The organism is Acinetobacter sp. YH12218, from assembly GCF_013417925.1.
GTDB lineage: Bacteria > Pseudomonadota > Gammaproteobacteria > Pseudomonadales > Moraxellaceae > Acinetobacter > Acinetobacter amyesii.
On sequence record NZ_VPDB01000002.1, the window covers coordinates 1 to 18,214 of the forward strand.

The window sequence follows — 18,214 nt, forward strand, 5'->3', positions numbered from 1 at the left end:
AAAATATATATCGTTGGCAGAAGAAATTATTTAGACCAATTATCAAAAACTTCATTGATGACTTTATTCTCGATAAAAATCATCTGCTACCACAGAGAATCTATAAATGATAGTGCGTAAGTCCTAGATTAAATAATTTAAACGATAGCGATGCAGCAATTACAATTTCAGCTCGGATTAGCGCAGTTCGACTTTCAGACCGAGCAAAAGAATATTCATTTTGATCATGGCTTAGTCGCTTTGGTGCAAAAATGTGTCCGACATCAGCGCTTCGATGCTTTGGCAATTGAATATTTGATCTATGAAATTGAAGAAATTTTAGAACGATTACAGCTCGATTATCAGACGCAGCGCTATGCTCAGTCGAATGATGCGATGCTGCATATATTGGCGCAGAGCTTTTTTGAACATGCGACCCACATTGACCGACAAAGCTTAGAACATGGCTTTAATGAATTGATTGAACATACCGAATATTACCAAAATCTATTTGGTGAACAGGCAATCATTCAACTCAGTTATTTCGTTTTTATTCGAGAAATGATGCACCATTTGAATATACAGCACATACAGGTTTTAGCTCAGAACACGTCTTCACCATAAGGACTTATACAGAGGTAGCTCAATTTGTTATAAATAAAAAAGCACACAACAAAAAATAACCTTTATGAAAACGCCTGTTCCAGATTATTTACAGCATGTCCTTAATGCCTGCGATGCCAATCAACACGGAGCTTTGGCAGATTATATTCCTGAGTTAGCTAACGCCAATCCGAATAGACTGGCTTTGGCACTGTCTACCGTAGATGGCACGATTTATTCCACGGGTGATGACGAAGTCGAGTTCACCATTCAGTCGATGTTCGATGTCTAAACCTTTTGCTTATGCCTTAGCGATTCGTCATCTTGGTTTAGACAGCGTTTTACAAAAAGTCGGTGTCGAGCCATCGGGAGAGGCATTCAATCAAATTGCGCTCGATCCACAGAGCAATACCCCGAAAAACCCGATGATCAATTCGGGTGCAATCACCACACATTCACTTTTACCGCATGACGAACACAGCACTCGAGCTGAAAAACTCCGTGAATTTTTAAGTGAACTGGCGGGGCGTGAGCTGAGTTTTGATGAAGCGGTTTATAAGTCTGAAGTGAAGACGGCTTTTCGAAATTTGTCGATCGGTTACATGCTGCGCACAGTCGGTGTACTTGAAGAAGACCCTGAAGACGTAGTGAACGGCTATATTCGTCAGTGTGCAATATTAGTGACGGTTAAAGATTTGGCAAAAATGGCCAGTGTGCTTGCCAATGGTGGCGTGCAAGCAGCCACAGGAAAACGGTTGCTGTCACGTTCGGTGGTGCGCCAAGTGTTGAGTGTGATGATGACTTGCGGCATGTATGATGCTGCGGGTGATTGGCTGACAACGGTCGGTATTCCTGCAAAAAGTGGTGTGGCCGGTGGCATCATGGGGGCTTTGCCAGGGCAGGTTGGGCTGGCAGTCTTTAGTCCGAAACTCGATACACATGGGAATAGTGTTCGAGGTGTAGAAATATTTGAGCGACTGTCTAAGGACATGGGACTACATGTGATGGAGGGAACACCTTCAGCGCAAACGATCGTCCAAAGTCGCTATACCTGCGGTATTGATCATTCGGTGGTGGTGTATGAACTGCGCGGCGTATTGCAATTTACTGAGTCGGAAATGTTGCTGCGGATCTTAGAGGATGAACCTGTTGCGAATAACCATATCGTTTTAGATCTGACCAATATTTCTTTGATACACGATGTTGGTGTTCGAATGCTCTTTGAAGGCGTAGATCGTTTAATTGCGGATGGTCATCGCGTGGCAGTGATCGACTCAGAGCATCTCTTGGAACAAAGTCGAAGTCATGCAGGACATGAGGTGGTTGTTCGAGAAGAGTTGAGTCAATATTTACAACGGTTTGAGCGTTAATTAATAAAACGTGATTTTTGAGTTAGGCAAAGGGCTCATAAGTTTAGTGCTTAGATCGGCTATAATTTTCTTTTTGCGTTAAATTTGCTTATGTCATTTGAGTTAAAAGTCAGTTTACTCCCGAGTGTTGAAGCTTTATCCCGACAGCATAAAAAGCTGAATAAACTGATTGAGCAAATCGAACAGCAAAAGCTGGATTTAGATCTTTGGCAAAATGCCAAAAGTGAAATTCAGAGTTATATCCAGCTGAAACTTGTGCCGATCTATCGTGATTTGCATGCGGTGTATTTTCGTCAGCTTGCACAGCTTTGGCAGCATCTACAGCAAGAAGACTTTGCCAAAGCAGATTTAGCTCAGCTCGATGCAAAGCTTGCGAAACTGGCAAAGCAGCTGAAAAAATCCAATTACCTAAATACAGCCGAACTTGAAAAAGTCTCGGAGGTCGATGCCTTTTATCAGCAGCACCATGCACATAATCAAAAGCCAAATAGAAAAACCAAGTCAGCCCAAACTGAACAGAGTAAAGTAAAAGGTCATACTGATATAGAACAAGAGGCTACAGAAGAATATGAGTCTTATGAAGCGTGGGACAGTGAACAATATCAACGTGAGAAAGAAGAGCATCAGCGCAGACGCCTAGCGCAAAAACGTGAGCAAGCTGAAAAGTTAGTGAATCAATCACTGAAAACGGTGTATTTAAAAATTGCTTCCATCATTCACCCTGACCGTGAGCCTGATGAATCGAAGAAAGCTGAAAAGACTGAACTATTACAACGTGCTAATGAAGCATACGAGCAAGAAGATTTGTTCTTTTTACTGAAACTTCAACTTGAAGTTGAACAAAGTAAAAATGGTTCAAATAAAGGTTTAAGTGCGGAGCAAGTAAAGTTTTACCAGCAGGCTTTGGAAGCGCAAAGCCAATCCTTAAAACAGCAGATTCAGGAATTGATTGACTCACTTGTATGGTCAAATAAAGCCAAAATTGCAGTGCAAAAGTCCAAAGGGCAACTGAATATTGAACAGTTGTATAAGCAGATTGATGCGGATGTATCTACGGTGAAGCAACAGCTGAAAGCGGAAAAGCAAAGGCTGAGTTTTATGGGGAAAGAGAGTGGGTTAGAGATGTTGTTGGAGCATGGAGGATTATAATTTTTGATCTACTTTTCTATGTGAGGAAAAGTAGATCAATTAGTTAGATCTATTCGTCTAACTTAGTATCGTAATGTACCGTTTAAAGATATTGTCTTAGATCCGCCACCAAGAACTTTTAATTTGGTATTACTGAAAACAATAGTGCGATTTTGCTGATCCAAACTGATATTTGAGCAACTAAAGTGATTTTGCTGAGTTGTATTATTACTTTTAAAACAAGAGTATCCTAGTTTATCGCCATATAAGTTTTGTTCTACAAAATTGACTGAGATGGATGTGTAAAAATCTTTGGTAGAAGTTTCAATATTTAAAATATCTTGTCCGCCAAATTTATTATCAAAAGTATAATAAGCTGAAAAACTTGCGGTACCAAATATTGGATTGGATTGTATCTCTATTTTTGGCATATCAGACAAGCGGCTTTTATGGGTGAATTCACCATAGTCTGAAATTAATAGACATCCCCAGTTATTTTCCTGACAAATTAATGGAAGTGTAGGTTCTGATTCTCTTATTAAGTTTCCTACTTTTGATATAGAGGCACCTAATTTTCCTACTTGAATATCATATGAAATTAATTTTTGCTCATTATTTTTAAAAAATTGAATATTTCCATAATCTATGAAAGCGTGGTAAATATTAGAATCTTTTTTTCGACATATACTTAAAAGTTGTTTGGTATGTCCATCTAATAGAACTCTTTCGGAAGATATATCGAGGTCAAAATCATTATTAGCTGTTATATCTTGATATTTACCATTGTAAATCTGAATATCACTTAACTCAGCACTTACTAATGAATTTTGTTCACAGATTTGACTGTTATTATATTGGTATAAAAATTTTGAATTAAAAGTATTTAACCATTCTAAAGCTGTATTAGGATCCTGAATATTTTTTAATTGGTCATAATATGTAGCTTCCCAATTTTTCCAAGCATTTGCCCAATACTTATGATATGCACCAAATGATTGATCATAGGTCTGATTAGAAATGCTTGGAGATGCATCGAATTTACCGTCAGTGAAGTCTTCACCTAGTGCTAAAGCAAAATCAAAAGCTGGCTGTTTACTTGTTGGATGTAGTCTCTTAATTTCTTTTGCTGCGGTTGATAGATAGGCTATATAGAATATTTCATTAAGTGAAACAGTATTTTTATTTAATAAGGTAGTAGTATTAAAATTAGTTATAGATGTTGCATCAAGAATTTTAAATTGTTTAATATTTAATTGATCTTGAATAAATTGATTAGCTTTTTCAATATTTTCAGGGGTAAGTCGATTTTTTTCCGCATATTTAACTGATGCTTCTGTTAAGGCACTAAGGCTAATATGTGTAAGGTCTTCTCTAAGATTAAATGCAGCTCTTAAAATAGGAGTTTGAGGTAGGTTTGTAATACTGACTAGATCAGTATCAATAGCTGGATCAGAATATTTAAATTTACCATTTTTTGTAGGTAGAAGTTCGACTAAAAGAGGCTCAGAGATTTTCTTTATATCAATTTTGAATTTTATATCATGGACGCCATCAATATTTTTCTCATCTATTATCTCATTATTTAGAGAACTCTTAAGAACTACTCTACCTTCATGCACTTGCCCAAGATGGGGAGTAACTGTTATCTCTTTAAATGAACTAGATGCTTGAGAAGTATCCTCTTTATCCTCAGCAGATCTACTGGAATCTTCGCCACTACTTCCTCCACATGCAGTGAGAGTTAATACTGAACTTGTAAGAAGAACTACAAGTAAATTTTTCTTAGTCATATAAAATGCCTATCGTTATTATAAATAAGTAATTAGATTTTATAAAAAAATCCCCTCAATAATGAGGGGATTTTATCTTATTTTTTAAGTATTTAGCAATTAAATTAAAGCGCCGCAATCTGCTCCATATTCGCTTTAATCTTCGCTAACTGATCAGCAAACTCAGCAAGTTTAACTTTCTCACCTTCAACCACAGCAGTAGGCGCTTTCGCCACAAAACCTTCATTGCCAAGTTTAGTGGCAATTTGGTCATGCTGTTTTTGAACCTTGTCTAAGTCTTTTTGTAGACGACCTAATTCCGCTTTAGGGTCAATTAAGCCCTTCATTGGAACGAATACAGACACATGACCCACTACAGAAGAAGAAGACAATGGTGGTTGTTCGCCATCAGCTAAGAAAGTAATGCTTTCAACTTTTGCCAATGCTTTGAACAATGGTTCAATACGAGCGATTTGAGCTTTTTCCGCATCCGTCGTGTTTTGAAGCAGTACAGGCAACAAGCGAGCATTACCTAAGCCCATTTCACCACGGATGTTACGTACAGCACCAATCAAACCTTGAAGCCATTGCATATCTGCTTCAGCTTGCTCATTCACTAACGCTTGGTCAGCAACAGGGTACTGTGCAAGCATAATCGTTTCGCCCGAAATGTTTAACTTCGGCGCAAGTGTTTGCCAGATTTCTTCGGTTAAGTAAGGCATTAATGGATGCGCTAAACGTAAAGATGCTTCCATCACAGAAAGAAGCACACGACGTACTTCAGCTTTACGCTCAGTTGATACGTTTTCGTCATTTAGAACAGGCTTAGTCAGCTCGACATACCAGTCACAGTATTCATTCCAAATGAACTCGTAAATCGCTTGTGCAGCCAAGTCTAAACGATACGTCGCGAATGCTGTTTGCACGGCTTGTTCCGCTTTTTGCAGACGGCTGACGATCCACTGTTCAGGCAATTCCCAAAGGTCTTGACGAACTTCTTGACCAATGACTTGCTCTTCACAGTTCATCATCACGAAACGGGTAGCGTTCCAGATTTTGTTGGCAAAGTTACGGTAACCTTCAACACGTTTCATGTCGAACTTAATGTCACGGCCAGTGTTCGCAAGCGCACAGAAAGTGAAACGAACCGCATCTGTACCGTAAGACTGAATGCCTTCAGGGAATTCTTTACGGGTAGATTTTTCAATCTTCGCTGCTTGTTTCGGGTTCATCAAACCAGTCGTACGTTTTTGTACTAAAGTTTCAAGATCCACGCCGTCAATCAAATCTAATGGGTCAAGCACGTTGCCCTTAGATTTAGACATTTTCTGACCTTCGCCATCACGTACCAAACCGTGAACGTACACTGTTTTGAACGGAACTTGCGGTGTGCCATCTTCATTTTTCATGAAGTGCATGGTCATCATGATCATGCGGGCAACCCAGAAGAAGATGATGTCAAAGCCAGTCACAAGCACATCAGTCGGGTGGAAAGTATTTAAGAAATAGTTTTCTTTATCTTTCGCCGCGTCGCCAGTCCAACCTAAAGTAGAGAATGTCCAAAGACCAGAAGAGAACCATGTATCAAGCACGTCTTCGTCTTGTTTCAATTCAACTTCAGGCGCAATGCCGTTTTTCGCACGAACTTCAGCTTCGTCACGGCCTACAAATACGTTACCTTCAGCATCGTACCAAGCTGGAATACGGTGACCCCACCACAATTGACGTGAGATACACCAGTCTTGAATGTTATTCATCCAAGCCATGTACATGTTGCTGTATTGCTCAGGGACAAACTTAATTTGACCGTCTTGAACCGCTTTAATTGCAGGCTCGGCAAGCGGTGCAATTTTCACATACCATTGGTCAGTCAATAATGGCTCAACGATTACGCCTGAACGGTCACCGCGAGGTGGCTTAAGTGTGTAAGGTTGAATTTGCGCTAACCAGCCTTCAGCTTCAGCTTGAGCAACCAATTGTTTACGTGCAGCAAAACGCTCTAAACCAATGTAGTCCGCAGGTGCAGGAATGGTTTTAGAAATTTGCTCGCCCGCTTTGGCGATATATTCAAAATCGCTCAACACTTCCGCATTTTTGTTGAAGATGTTGATGATAGGAAGTTCACAGCGTTTGCCCACTTCATAGTCATTGAAGTCGTGCGCAGGGGTGATTTTCACACAGCCTGTACCAAATTCTTTGTCTACATATTCGTCTTTAACGATTGGAACAGCACGGCCTGTGATTGGCAGGATAATGTTCTTGCCAACAAGCGCTGCATAGCGTTCATCATCAAGCGCAACCGCAACAGCGGTATCGCCAAGCAATGTTTCAGGACGTGTTGTCGCCACAACAATGTGATCTTTGCCGTCATGGGTACGAAGTGACTTATCTTCAAAGAAATATTTGAAGTGCCAAAGTGAACCTGCTTCTTCTTTATCAGACTCAACTTCTAAGTCAGAAAGGGCAGTTTGTAGTTTAGGGTCCCAGTTTACAAGGCGTTTACCACGGTAAATTAAGCCTTCTTCATGCAGCTTAACAAACACTTCTTTAACCGCGTTAGAAAGACCTTCGTCCATGGTGAAGCGTTCACGTGACCAGTCTACAGATGAGCCTAGTCGACGAATTTGACGGGTAATGTTGCCGCCAGATTGTTCTTTCCATTCCCACACTTTTTCGATGAACTTTTCACGACCAAGGTCGTGACGGCTAATGCCTTCTGCGCCCAATTGACGTTCAACAACCATTTGCGTTGCGATACCTGCATGGTCGGTACCCGGCTGCCAAAGGGTGTTTTTGCCAGACATACGGTTATAACGAGTCAACGCATCCATAATGGCATTGTTGAAACCATGACCCATGTGCAAGCTACCGGTGACGTTTGGCGGCGGAATCATAATACAGAATGAATCACCTTTTTGAGATGGCTTGAAGTAGCCTCTCTCTTCCCAAGTCTTGTACCATTTTTTTTCGATCTCGGTCGGATCGTAGGTCGTAGCAATATTTTGCGCTGAATCAGTCATAGTCTAAACAGATCAAAAGTGGATAAAAAATTAGATCTATTGTAGCAAAAAAAATGGTGAATTAGGGATGTTGGGCGAATGTTAACTTTTAGGATTTGGCAGTAAATAAAAGAGTCCGTATGATAGGACCTAAGATAAGAAGTATCCATTGATCCCAAAACTAAGATAAAAGGAGCAATATCAAATGACTTATTCTATTTCTTTAAAGATTCAACCTACGACATATCAACGTTTTGAGACGATTCATCAAAAACTCAATGCAGGTGAAACAAAAAGTCAGTCCAAAGCCTTAGGGGATAATTTAGCGGATATTGCATGTGAAATTTTAGATCAAGTTTTTGGCCAAATGGCGCGCATGAATAAGTCTGGAGACAATGAATCCGAAAAAATTATTCAGCAAATACGTGAAACGACCCGTAAATATATGCCGTGGTCGGTGTCTTTTTTCGGCAATGACCGCCTTGTACCGATGGTGAATTATTTATATGGACGTTTTTACAGCGAAGATGGTCAGCATTTTATGCATTACCCGATCGATGCCTCTTTAGCCACCGACTTGCTTGCCTATGTCAGTCAAATGAAAGAAGGGCAGAATCAATATGTCCCACTCGCATTGAAGGCATTTACACAAGTGGTCGATGCCGGGGTGACGCATTTGGTGCGTGAACCGAAAAAAATGCTGAAATTTAATATGGTGGTGGATAAAACTTTAACCGGTGTCATCAATCTCACCACGCAACTCGGATATAAACGCTTCGATAAACTCGGCAAAATTTATGATGCACGGTCGATGAGTCAGTATTTTGACCATTTTATGGTGTTTTTGAACAATGAGCCTGTATTACATAAAGCATAAAATACATATAAATGAATAAATTAGTTATTTAAAAGGATGTCAAAATGGCAAAACGTGATGATTTGAACGGAAAAGTGGTATGGATTACTGGGGCATCTTCAGGTTTGGGTGAAGCTTTAGCAAAAGAATGTGCTTTGCAAGGGGCGCAGGTCATTTTGACCGCACGTCGTTTTGAAGAGTTGGAAAAAGTCCGGGTTTCATTATTACATCCAGATCAGCATCTTTCAGTGTGTGCAGACATTACCAATGAAGAACAAGTTCGCCACGCTTATGAACAAGTCCTTGCGAATAAAGGCCGAATTGATTGGTTAATCAATAATGCGGGATTGAGTCAGCGTGCATTGATTACGGATACGACTATGCAAACTGAACGTGCCATCATGGAAGTAGATTATTTTTCGCAAGTCTATTTAACCAAAACCGTTTTACCGACATTTTTAGCACAAAAGTCTGGTCGAATTGCTTTTGTTTCAAGTGTTGCAGGCTTATTAGGGACACAGTACCGCGCGACCTATTCTGCTGCAAAAGCTGCCATTCATATGTGGGCGAACAGTCTACGTGCGGAAGTTGCGGATCAAGGGGTGGGCGTATCGGTGATATTCCCCGGATTTGTCAAAACCAATGTTTCATTTAATGCACTCAATGGTGCAGGAAAACCACAAGGGCATCAGGATGAAGCTATTGGAAATGGTCTAGAAGCCAATGAGTTTGCCGAAACAGTAGTGCAATCTTTGCAAAGAGGGGAAGAATACATCGTGGTGGGTGGTTCTAAAGAAAAGCTCGGTGTTTGGGTGTCACGTTTATCACCGACAACGTTATATAAAATGATTCGTAAAACCAAAGTGAAGTAAGTTTTATCAAGTTTAAATTGTTTAAAAGTCACTCTTAACAGTGACTTTTTTAATGAGTATCGAGATTATAAGAAATGAAAAAGAATAATTTTAACAAATGGGGAATAGCCATCATTTTGTGCGCAATCATTGGCGCAATCGGTACAGTGGCTTATTTTTATTTTAAACAGAAAACTCAAAAAATTGAGCACAACTCAACACTCGAAAAGCCTGAAAAAGAAATAGGAACTGTATCAGAACCAGTTACTGAATCTGTTGAGATTGAACCTAATGTTGAAGCGGCGAGTGCAGAAGTTGTTATGCGAGAACCAAATGAGGGGTGGTTACCGATCGAAGCACTGTTTGATGAAAAAGGATTATTGAAGTCTGAGTATTACAGTCAAAATCCTCAAGATTCAGATGTTGATAAATTACCTTATAGCTCGAATAAAATTGGTGATTTTAAATGGCGAGCTGAATTTCATCCTGTTGATGATTTTAAAGGCGATCAGGCTAGATTCAAAGATCAATGTTTTGGATATTGTGTTTTAGTGAAAGGTAAGTTGCTGACCAGTGTTGAATCGACTGTATTTACGGGCGCATTTATTGCGAAAGATCATTTGATCGAAGTGATTGCACATAAGGGGAGTGGCGCATATATGCCTGTCAACTATAGCTTTATCAAAATCGATAAAGCTGGTAATGCAGAGTTAATCTCAGATGATCATAATTCTTACAAAGATCAATTGGCTCGTATCAATCATTCGGGACTCGAGATTGACTTAAAACCATTTAGAAAACTTCAATATTTTCTTTTAATGAATGAAAATGGTTTAAATGTGTCGATGCAAAAACCCAATAAGGTGGATGTCGAACCGACTCAGTGTAAAGAGTATTACGAAGGAACATTAGAGGCATGTCCAACTTTATATGGATGTAAAGCTGACATTGTGGTGCAAGATCTGGCACGTGCTTATGCTGGAGATGTTGCATTTAGTTATCATGATCCAAATATTGATGAAAAGAAATTTAATGAAGTTTGCTTTAAAGTTTGTCGCAATGAAAATGTGAGTTATGAAGAGTTTGAAAACACATTGTGTAAAGTAAATTAAATAGTAAAAATGAATTGGGGAGAAGTAGAGAGATCAGATGTCTCTCTTTTGAATTGCTGTTCCATACGCAAAGACTTCGACCATGCCGCCTTGCATACCCAACTCAGTGGTGCTTAAACGCAGGCCCATAATTTGCGTTGCGCCCATCTTTTCAGCTTCTTGCTTTAAACGCACCACGGCTTCACGACGTGCCCGATCGACAATGCTTTCATAACTGGTTAAACGTCCGCCAAAGAAGTTCTGAATATTGGCAATCACATATTTAAAATAATCATGTGAAATCACTACATTACTTGAAATCAGTTGTCCGAAATGTTCAGTAGTTTTAAAACGGTTGTTGTCTATTTGAATATGCGATAAACGTTTTTCTTGAGCTTCGAGTTCTTTGAGATGCTTTTGTTCGATATGGCGACCGAAGCCCCAACCAATACAAAAGAGCACCACAAAGATCAGGACTTTAAAAATAAAGGCATCCATGACTTAGTCCTGAGTTGGAAATGGGTCTGGTAGTTTTGCTGAGTTGGCTTCTACGCGAACTGCCGTGCCATATACAAATAATTCAGAGGCGCCTTGAGCAATATTTGAGGTTGAAAAACGGATGCCGACGACTGCATTCGCGCCTAAGGCACGTGCTTTATCAATCATACGGCTCATAGCTTCTTGACGGGATTCTTCGAGTAGTTCTGTATAACCTTTGAGTTCACCACCCACGATATTTTTTAGGCCAGCCATAAAGTCACGACCAACATGTTTACTGCGGACAGTACTGCCATAAACGACATCAAGTTGTTGTGTAATGGTATGACCCGGAACAGATTCAAGATTACTTAAAAGCATTTTTAGTTATCAATATAAAAAGGTGAATTGAAGATAGGAAACTCTTCAGCAAAAAGCAATATCTTCATTTTTATTTTGTAGCTCCGATCTAAAAATGAAAAAGCCCACCGAAGTGAGCTTTTCAAATATAACTGGCTAGGCTAAATCAAATTATTGTTTTGATGCTGCTTTACGTTCGGCAGTAGAAGGTTGGTATTGCACAGCATCAGAAGTGTTGGCTTTGATACCACCACCAAGTGTTTTATACAATTCAACTTGATTGTTGAGATTTGCTTGTTCAAGCAACAACAAACCTTGCTCAGCTGCATAAGATGCACGCTGCGCATCAAGTACAGTTAAGTAGCTATCAATACCAGCACGGAAGCGGGCATTTGACAGTTTGTAGGTTGTATTGGTTGCATCAACTAAACGGCGCTGTGCTGCAATACGGTCACCAATGTTTTGGCGAACTGCAAGCGCATCATTTACTTCACGGAAAGCTGACTGAACTGATTTTTCATAATCAGACAATGCAATTTTCTGGTCAGTTTCAGAAACTTTAATATTTGCCTGACGTGTACCCCAATCGAAGATTGGAATATCAAGGCTAGGGCCAGCAGACCATACAAAGTTGCCTGATTTAAATAGATCACCTAAGTCCGTTGAAGCATAACCCGCAGAACCTGTCAGACTAATAGTAGGGAACAGACGTGCTTTAGCTGCACCAATGTTCGCACCAGCAGCAGACAGTTTGTATTCAGCTGCACGTACATCTGGACGGTTGTTCAACAAATCACTTGGAATACCTGAACCAATAGTATTGGTCGAAGTAATTCGATTGACACGTTGGTTCGGCAGCAAGTTCGCAGGTACTTGTTGACCCACTAATAGGTTCAATAAATTTTGCGCTTGAGCAATTTGAGTCTTGTAATTCGCAACATCATTACGTGCAGTTTCTACAGAAATTTGAGCCTGACGAACAGGAACTTCACTGTCAATACCGACATCAAAACGCTTTTTGTTGAGGTTGTAAGATTCAAGCTGAGCCTTTAAGGTTTGATCCGCAAGCTTCAAGTTTGAGTTAGCGTATGCATAGTTTAACCATGCTTGAGCCACTTGACCGATCAACGCAATTTGTGTCGCATCACGGGCACTTGCAGTTGCAAGGTAACTATCTAAGGCATTGTCTTTTAAGCTACGTACACGACCCCAAAAATCAAGTTCATAAGCAGTGACACCTAAACCGACATTGTAAGAAGTTACAGGCTTTTGCGTATTCAACGTGTCTTGACGAAGTACGCTACCACTTGCACCAATGGTTGGTAATTGACCATTGGCAGTGATTTGATACTGTTGCTGTGCACGTTCAATATTTAAAGCAGCCGTACGTAGGTCACGGTTATTGGCTAAAGCTAAGTCAAGAACTTGTACCAGACGTTGGTCAGCAAAGAAATCTTTATATCCTTGCTCAGCAACAGAAGTACCAGAAGCACTTACTGTGTAGCTTTCGGGGATATTGGTCTGAACAACCGGCTCTGGACCACGCATGCTTTGGCAGGCAGCCAAAGCAAGCGCAAGTGAAGAAACCGCAATGCTACGACCTGCAATAGACCATACATTTTGCATCACGATAAATGCTCCTGATTATTTTGTTGTTTTGGTTTGTACTTAAAGATACTTCGGATCCATACGTAGAATACAGGAATAAAGAAGATACCAAGTAGGGTAGAACTGATTACGCCACCCAATACACCATAACCTACAGAGTGCTGACTACCTGCACCTGCACCCGAAGAAAGCGCAAGCGGAAGTACACCAAAACCAAAGGCTAAAGTGGTCATGATAATTGGACGTAGACGCATTTTAGCGGCATGCAAAGTTGCGTCAAACAGATCTTCACCTTTTTCTTGAAGTTCTTTGGCAAATTCTACGATCAAGATCGCATTCTTCGCGGACAAACCAATGACGGCAATAATAGCCACCTGGAAGTAAATGTTATTCGCCAAGTTTGGATTTTTGAAGAACACCATTCCAAGGAAAGTCAGTAATAACGCACCCAATACACCTAATGGTACAACCAGTAATACTGAGAACGGAATAGACCAGCTTTCATACAAGGCAGCAAGACATAGAAAGACGATTAACAATGAAAGTGCGTATAGGAATGGTGCTTGTGCGCCAGACTCACGTTCTTCTAGAGATAAACCAGTCCATTCATAGTCAAAGCCTTGAACGCCCATCGAAGGAAGTTTTTGTACAATTTCTTCCATCGCTTTCATCGCGTCGCCCGAACTTACACCCACACCCGGTGAACCTTGAATGTTCACAGATGCGATACCGTTATAACGTTCAAGACGTGGTGAACCATAAGTCCATTCACCAGTAGCGAAGGTCGAGAATGGAACCATTGTGCCTTGGTTGTTACGGACATACCACTGGCTCAGGTCTTCAGGCATCATACGTGCCGCAGCTTCACCTTGTACATAGACTTTCTTCACACGACCACGGTCAACGAAGTCATTGATGTAAGAACCACCCCATGCCATACCCATTGTGGTATTGATTTCAGCAATGCTGACACCCATAGCACCGGCTTGAGCTTGGTCAATCGTGATTTTGTACTGTGGCGTATCTTCTTGACCGTTAGGACGAACACCCATGAGGCGTTTATCTTGAGCAGCCATACCGAGCACCATATTACGGGCATCGATAAGTTGTTGATGGGTTTGACCTGCAGAAGCTTTTAACTGCAAGTTGAAGCCGGCAGTTACACCCAATTCAGGCATTGCTGGTAATTGGATTGGCATGATGTATGAAGCATCCTTCACGATCATGTTCAATGCCATACCACGTTGAATAATCGCACCCACTTGAGATTCAGGTGATGTACGGTCTTCCCAATCTTTTAACTTGATGAATGCAAGACCTGCGTTTTGACCTACACCTGTGAACGAGAAACCGGCAACACTGAATACAGAATCGACATATTTTTCTTCGTTTTTCAGGAAGTAATCGGTCATTGCAGTGACAGTTTTATCCGTACGCTCAAGTGAGGCATTCGGTGGTAACTGTACCAGTGTCATTACAACACCTTGGTCTTCTTCAGGTAAGAATGATGAAGGTAACTTTTGGAATAAAAGCACTAATAACCCGATTACAACTGCATAAATCACACCAGAGAAAATCTTGTGGTGTGTCATGAAGTTCACGCCGCCTTGGTATTTATGCGCAACTTTATCAAAAGAGCTGTTAAACCAACGGAAGAAACGGGCAAAGATATTGTTGCTTTCAGGTTTGTTTGGATCATGTTGTTTCAACATGGTCGCACATAGGGCAGGGGTAAAGGTCAATGCTACAATCAATGACAGAATCATTGCTGTTACCAGCGTGATTGAGAACTGACGATAAATTACACCTGTCGTACCACCGAAGAATGCCATCGGCACGAATACAGCGGTTAACACAGAGGTAATACCGATTAAGGCACCCGAGATCTGTTTCATTGAGATTTCAGTTGCAGTCACTGGGTCAAGATGATCTTCAACCATGACACGTTCAACGTTCTCTACGACAACAATAGCATCATCCACGAGGAGACCAATCGCCAGTACCATCGCGAACATGGTGAGTGTGTTGATCGAGAAACCAAACATGTTAATGACAGCAAAAGTACCCAATACCACTACAGGTACAGCCAATGTCGGAATAATCGTTGCGCGCCAGTTCTGTAAGAATAAGAACATCACAAAGAATACAAGAATCACGGCTTCTACAAGGGTATGTACAACACTTTCAATCGATAACTTAATGAATGGAGTCGTATCAAATGCAAGCGTGTCTTTTAAACCTTCAGGGTAGTTTGGACGTAGTTCTTTTAAACGTGCTTCAACAGCTTCGGCTGTGTCTAATGCGTTTGCACCAGTTGCTAGTTTGATCGCTACACCACCAGCAGGTTTGTTGTTGAACTTAGAGTCGAACTGATAGTTGTCAGCACCTAATTCAACACGTGCAACATCACCTAAACGTACCTGAGCACCATCACTACTGTTACGCAGGAAAATGTTTTTAAACTGCTCTGGTGTTTGCAACAAACTTTGTGCTGTAACTGTCGCGTTCAGTACTTGACCTTCAGTTGCAGGCGCACCACCTAACTGACCAACAGCAACCTGAGCATTCTGTGTACGGATAGCCGCAGCCACATCACTCGGTGTAACTTTCAGGTTTGCCATTTTGGCTGGATCTAGCCAAATACGCATCGCATAAGAACCACCGAATACTTGGACTTCACCTACACCTGCCACACGGCTGAGAGGTTCAGAAATATTCGAGTTTACATAGTCCTTAATGTCGTCCGCAGTCAACTTGCCCGACGGTGAGTGGAATGCTACAACTTGTAGGAAGCTTGCGCCAGATTTGGTGACTTTTACACCTTGACGCTGTACATCTTCAGGTAATAGCGCTGTCGCAGACTGGAGTTTGTTTTGGACTTGAACTTGGGCGATATCTGGATCGATCCCTTGTTCAAAGTTCAATGTAATAGATGCTTGACCGTTACCCGCACTGTTTGACGAAATATAACGTAAGCCATCCAAACCATTCATTTGTTGTTCAATGATTTGGGTTACGGTGTTTTCAACTGTTTCTGCAGACGCACCAGGGTAAGTCGCAGAGATTGAAACCGTTGGCGGCGCAATGGTCGGATACTGTGCAATTGGCATATTAGATAGCGTGAGTACACCCGCCAACATAATCACCAATGCAATCACCCACGCAAAAATGGGGCGATGAATAAAGAATTGAGCCATTCAGTCTACTCCCTATGCGTTTGAAGTAGCTTTTTGTTCAGATTTAGGTGCTGCTTGTTCTGCAACTTTAGCATCTGGCTTTGCTGCAGCAGGTTGTTGAGCACCTTGAGGTGCAGCAGCCTGAGGTTGATACGGTTTGGCTACAACTTGTTGCTCTGGCTTAACTTTCGCAATACCGTCAACAATCACTTTATCGCCAGTATTCAAGCCTTGAGTCACGATCCAATTCGAACCTTGTGTACCAACAGTGGTTACAGGGCGAGATTCAACAGCACCTTTTGCATTCACAATCATTGCCATTGCTTGACCTGTAGGGGTACGTGTAATAGCAGCTTGTGGAATGAGGTAAGCGTTTGGAATCACACCCTGAACGATGCGAGCATTGGCAAACATACCCGGAAGCAATAAATGGTTCGGGTTAGAGAACACAGCACGAAGGGTAACCGTACCTGTATCAGGGTTCACACTTGCATCAGAGAATGCAAGACGACCTTCAATTGGGTATTCGCTACCATCTTCAAGACGTAATTTCACTTTGGTGTTATTACTGCTGTCTAAGTTGCCTTTGCTTAACTGTTGGCGTAGACGAAGAAGTTCAGCACTTGATTGGTTAATGTCAACGTACATTGGATCAAGACGTTGAATTGTGACTAATGGATCAGCCTGAGATGCAGTAACTAAAGCACCCGCTGTCACTGTTGAACGGTTAGTTTGACCTGAAATTGGCGCACGTACAGTTGAGTAACCTAAGTTAATTTCTGCATTTTTAAGTTCTGCCTGAGATGCAGCAACATCTGCTTCAGCCAGTTTAACTTGAGCAACAATATCGTCGTATTCTTGTTTAGAAATCGCATTTGAGCCAACAAGCTGACGGTAACGACCTTCTTTAACACGTAACACGTTTAGGTTTGCTTGTTGACGTGTTAAAGCAGCACGAGCACTGTCAGCTGAAGCACGGTTTGTACGCGAGTCGATCTCGTACAAGGCTTGTCCTTCGCGAACATAACTGCCTTCTGCAAATAGACGTTTCAGTACTACACCACTGGTTTGTGGACGTACTTCTGAAATTTCATAGGCAGATGTACGGCCGGAAAGTTCAACAGATTGTTCAACGCTTTGCGGTTGGGCAACAATGACACCGACTTCAGTTGGTGGCATTTGCTGTGCAGCAGCAGCTTGCTGTGCATCTTTAGGATCTTTGCTACAACCAACAAGTGCAATACTTGTTGCCAATGCGCAAGCAGTCAGGGCGGGAGCCCAAAGCTTTGCAGACATCATTGTTCCACCTCAATTAGATATTTATCTAAATTATTCATTTGTTTACGCTTTACTGATTTTGATGTAACTCAAATAAAGTAGCGCGATCCAAATAAAACTTATGCTCCAACCGGATAAGACATCTGTCGGAAAATGAACCCCAACATATACTCGCGAAACACCCATACACAGCATCCATAACAATGCCAAAATGGTGATCAAGCGATGTTGAGCATGTTGTCGGTAAATCAAGATCATAAGACACGCAAGCGATGCAGCATAACAACTGTGTGCGCTTGGGAATGAACTCCCGTAAGACGCTACAAGATAGTACATTTCTGGGGGACGCGGTCTGGTGAACGTAAATTTAAGCAACCATGCAAGGCCGATACTTCCAAAGATCCCTATACTGATAAAAACAATCTCTGTATATTTTTTATACCACGCAAAGTGTAAACACCATAGCGTGGTGAAAAATAATACAAAAGGCATGCCGCCTAGCGCGGAAAGTCCGATGGCAATTTGATTAAAGACAGCAATACGGTGCTGACTCATCCATTCCACGATATTTAAATCTAATAGATTTAAATAGGTAGGATAAAGCGACAACACACTGATAATTAATGCAAAAAAACCAACAAACAGTAGCGTTCGTGGCATATTTTATTC

The 18,214-nt window shown here is 41.2% G+C and carries 13 protein-coding genes and 2 pseudogenes; 7 read left to right on the forward strand and 8 right to left on the reverse strand.

The genetic code is table 11. The annotated features are described in order from the left end of the window. The 4 genes and pseudogenes from FTV03_RS00885 to FTV03_RS00900 form a co-directional block, all read left to right on the forward strand. A pseudogene (locus FTV03_RS00885) lies at positions 1–110 on the forward strand (IS701 family transposase); the annotation flags it as partial. Between the two features lie 40 nt (positions 111–150). Further along, positions 151–603: a hypothetical protein gene (locus tag FTV03_RS00890; RefSeq protein WP_180039515.1), complete on the forward strand. Its 453-nt coding sequence runs from the start codon at positions 151–153 to the stop codon at positions 601–603. A gap of 64 nt (positions 604–667) precedes the next feature. Beyond that, positions 668–1,952, forward strand: a pseudogene (locus FTV03_RS00895) (glutaminase). 90 nt (positions 1,953–2,042) lie between these two features. Then, positions 2,043–3,101, forward strand: a complete 1,059-nt coding sequence (locus FTV03_RS00900) for a molecular chaperone DnaJ (RefSeq protein WP_180039517.1) — start codon at positions 2,043–2,045, stop codon at positions 3,099–3,101. A 62-nt stretch (positions 3,102–3,163) separates the two neighbouring features. Here the strand turns inward: FTV03_RS00900 and FTV03_RS00905 are convergent, their stop codons facing one another. Both FTV03_RS00905 and FTV03_RS00910 read right to left on the reverse strand, forming a co-directional pair. Next, positions 3,164–4,870 carry a hypothetical protein gene (locus tag FTV03_RS00905; RefSeq protein WP_180039519.1) on the reverse strand — a complete coding sequence of 569 codons (1,707 nt, stop codon included), beginning with the start codon at positions 4,868–4,870 and terminating at the stop codon, positions 3,164–3,166. Between the two features lie 104 nt (positions 4,871–4,974). Further along, positions 4,975–7,869 (reverse strand): valine--tRNA ligase, encoded by a 2,895-nt coding sequence (locus FTV03_RS00910; protein ID WP_180039521.1) that lies wholly within the window; start codon positions 7,867–7,869, stop codon positions 4,975–4,977. 184 nt (positions 7,870–8,053) lie between these two features. Here FTV03_RS00910 and FTV03_RS00915 point away from each other — a divergent pair, with 184 nt between their 5' ends. From FTV03_RS00915 to FTV03_RS00925, 3 genes are all read left to right on the forward strand, one after another. After that, complete coding sequence (locus FTV03_RS00915; protein WP_180039523.1) at positions 8,054–8,725, forward strand: hypothetical protein; 672 nt, start codon at positions 8,054–8,056, stop codon at positions 8,723–8,725. A gap of 44 nt (positions 8,726–8,769) precedes the next feature. Beyond that, the gene (locus FTV03_RS00920) at positions 8,770–9,576 is read left to right on the forward strand and encodes an SDR family oxidoreductase (protein WP_180039525.1); all 807 of its coding nucleotides are present in this window, start codon (positions 8,770–8,772) and stop codon (positions 9,574–9,576) included. A 74-nt stretch (positions 9,577–9,650) separates the two neighbouring features. Then, a complete protein-coding gene (locus FTV03_RS00925) occupies positions 9,651–10,667 on the forward strand; it encodes a hypothetical protein (protein ID WP_180039527.1) in 1,017 nt (338 codons plus the stop codon). Positions 10,668–10,700: 33 nt separating this feature from the next. On the opposite strand, the gene FTV03_RS00930 is transcribed toward FTV03_RS00925, so the two are convergent. From FTV03_RS00930 to FTV03_RS00955, 6 genes are all read right to left on the reverse strand, one after another. Next, the gene (locus tag FTV03_RS00930; RefSeq protein ID WP_180039528.1) at positions 10,701–11,144 is read right to left on the reverse strand and encodes a YbjQ family protein; all 444 of its coding nucleotides are present in this window, start codon (positions 11,142–11,144) and stop codon (positions 10,701–10,703) included. A 3-nt stretch (positions 11,145–11,147) separates the two neighbouring features. Beyond that, the gene (locus FTV03_RS00935) at positions 11,148–11,504 is read right to left on the reverse strand and encodes a YbjQ family protein (RefSeq protein WP_078192212.1); all 357 of its coding nucleotides are present in this window, start codon (positions 11,502–11,504) and stop codon (positions 11,148–11,150) included. A 150-nt stretch (positions 11,505–11,654) separates the two neighbouring features. After that, on the reverse strand, positions 11,655–13,109 hold the full coding sequence (adeK, locus tag FTV03_RS00940; RefSeq protein ID WP_180039581.1) for a multidrug efflux RND transporter AdeIJK outer membrane channel subunit AdeK: 1,455 nt from the start codon (positions 13,107–13,109) through the stop codon (positions 11,655–11,657). Beyond that, the gene (locus tag FTV03_RS00945; RefSeq protein ID WP_180005072.1) at positions 13,109–16,288 is read right to left on the reverse strand and encodes an efflux RND transporter permease subunit; all 3,180 of its coding nucleotides are present in this window, start codon (positions 16,286–16,288) and stop codon (positions 13,109–13,111) included. The genes adeK and FTV03_RS00945 overlap by 1 nt, the downstream gene beginning before the upstream one ends. A gap of 12 nt (positions 16,289–16,300) precedes the next feature. Continuing rightward, positions 16,301–17,566, reverse strand: coding sequence for an efflux RND transporter periplasmic adaptor subunit (locus FTV03_RS00950; protein WP_180039530.1), 1,266 nt, complete (start codon positions 17,564–17,566; stop codon positions 16,301–16,303). Positions 17,567–17,608: 42 nt separating this feature from the next. Next, complete coding sequence (locus FTV03_RS00955; protein ID WP_180039532.1) at positions 17,609–18,205, reverse strand: phosphatase PAP2 family protein; 597 nt, start codon at positions 18,203–18,205, stop codon at positions 17,609–17,611. Positions 18,206–18,214 lie beyond the last annotated feature (9 nt).

Coding starts and splice junctions, on each gene's coding strand:
- FTV03_RS00920 (WP_180039525.1), top strand. CDS start 8,770: ATGGCAAAACGTGATGATTTGAACGGAAAAGTGGTATGGATTACTGGG.
- FTV03_RS00945 (WP_180005072.1), bottom strand. CDS start 16,288: ATGGCTCAATTCTTTATTCATCGCCCCATTTTTGCGTGGGTGATTGCA.
- FTV03_RS00890 (WP_180039515.1), top strand. CDS start 151: ATGCAGCAATTACAATTTCAGCTCGGATTAGCGCAGTTCGACTTTCAG.
- FTV03_RS00915 (WP_180039523.1), top strand. CDS start 8,054: ATGACTTATTCTATTTCTTTAAAGATTCAACCTACGACATATCAACGT.
- adeK (WP_180039581.1), bottom strand. CDS start 13,109: ATGCAAAATGTATGGTCTATTGCAGGTCGTAGCATTGCGGTTTCTTCA.
- FTV03_RS00905 (WP_180039519.1), bottom strand. CDS start 4,870: ATGACTAAGAAAAATTTACTTGTAGTTCTTCTTACAAGTTCAGTATTA.
- FTV03_RS00900 (WP_180039517.1), top strand. CDS start 2,043: ATGTCATTTGAGTTAAAAGTCAGTTTACTCCCGAGTGTTGAAGCTTTA.
- FTV03_RS00955 (WP_180039532.1), bottom strand. CDS start 18,205: ATGCCACGAACGCTACTGTTTGTTGGTTTTTTTGCATTAATTATCAGT.
- FTV03_RS00910 (WP_180039521.1), bottom strand. CDS start 7,869: ATGACTGATTCAGCGCAAAATATTGCTACGACCTACGATCCGACCGAG.
- FTV03_RS00925 (WP_180039527.1), top strand. CDS start 9,651: ATGAAAAAGAATAATTTTAACAAATGGGGAATAGCCATCATTTTGTGC.
- FTV03_RS00950 (WP_180039530.1), bottom strand. CDS start 17,566: ATGATGTCTGCAAAGCTTTGGGCTCCCGCCCTGACTGCTTGCGCATTG.
- FTV03_RS00935 (WP_078192212.1), bottom strand. CDS start 11,504: ATGCTTTTAAGTAATCTTGAATCTGTTCCGGGTCATACCATTACACAA.
- FTV03_RS00930 (WP_180039528.1), bottom strand. CDS start 11,144: ATGGATGCCTTTATTTTTAAAGTCCTGATCTTTGTGGTGCTCTTTTGT.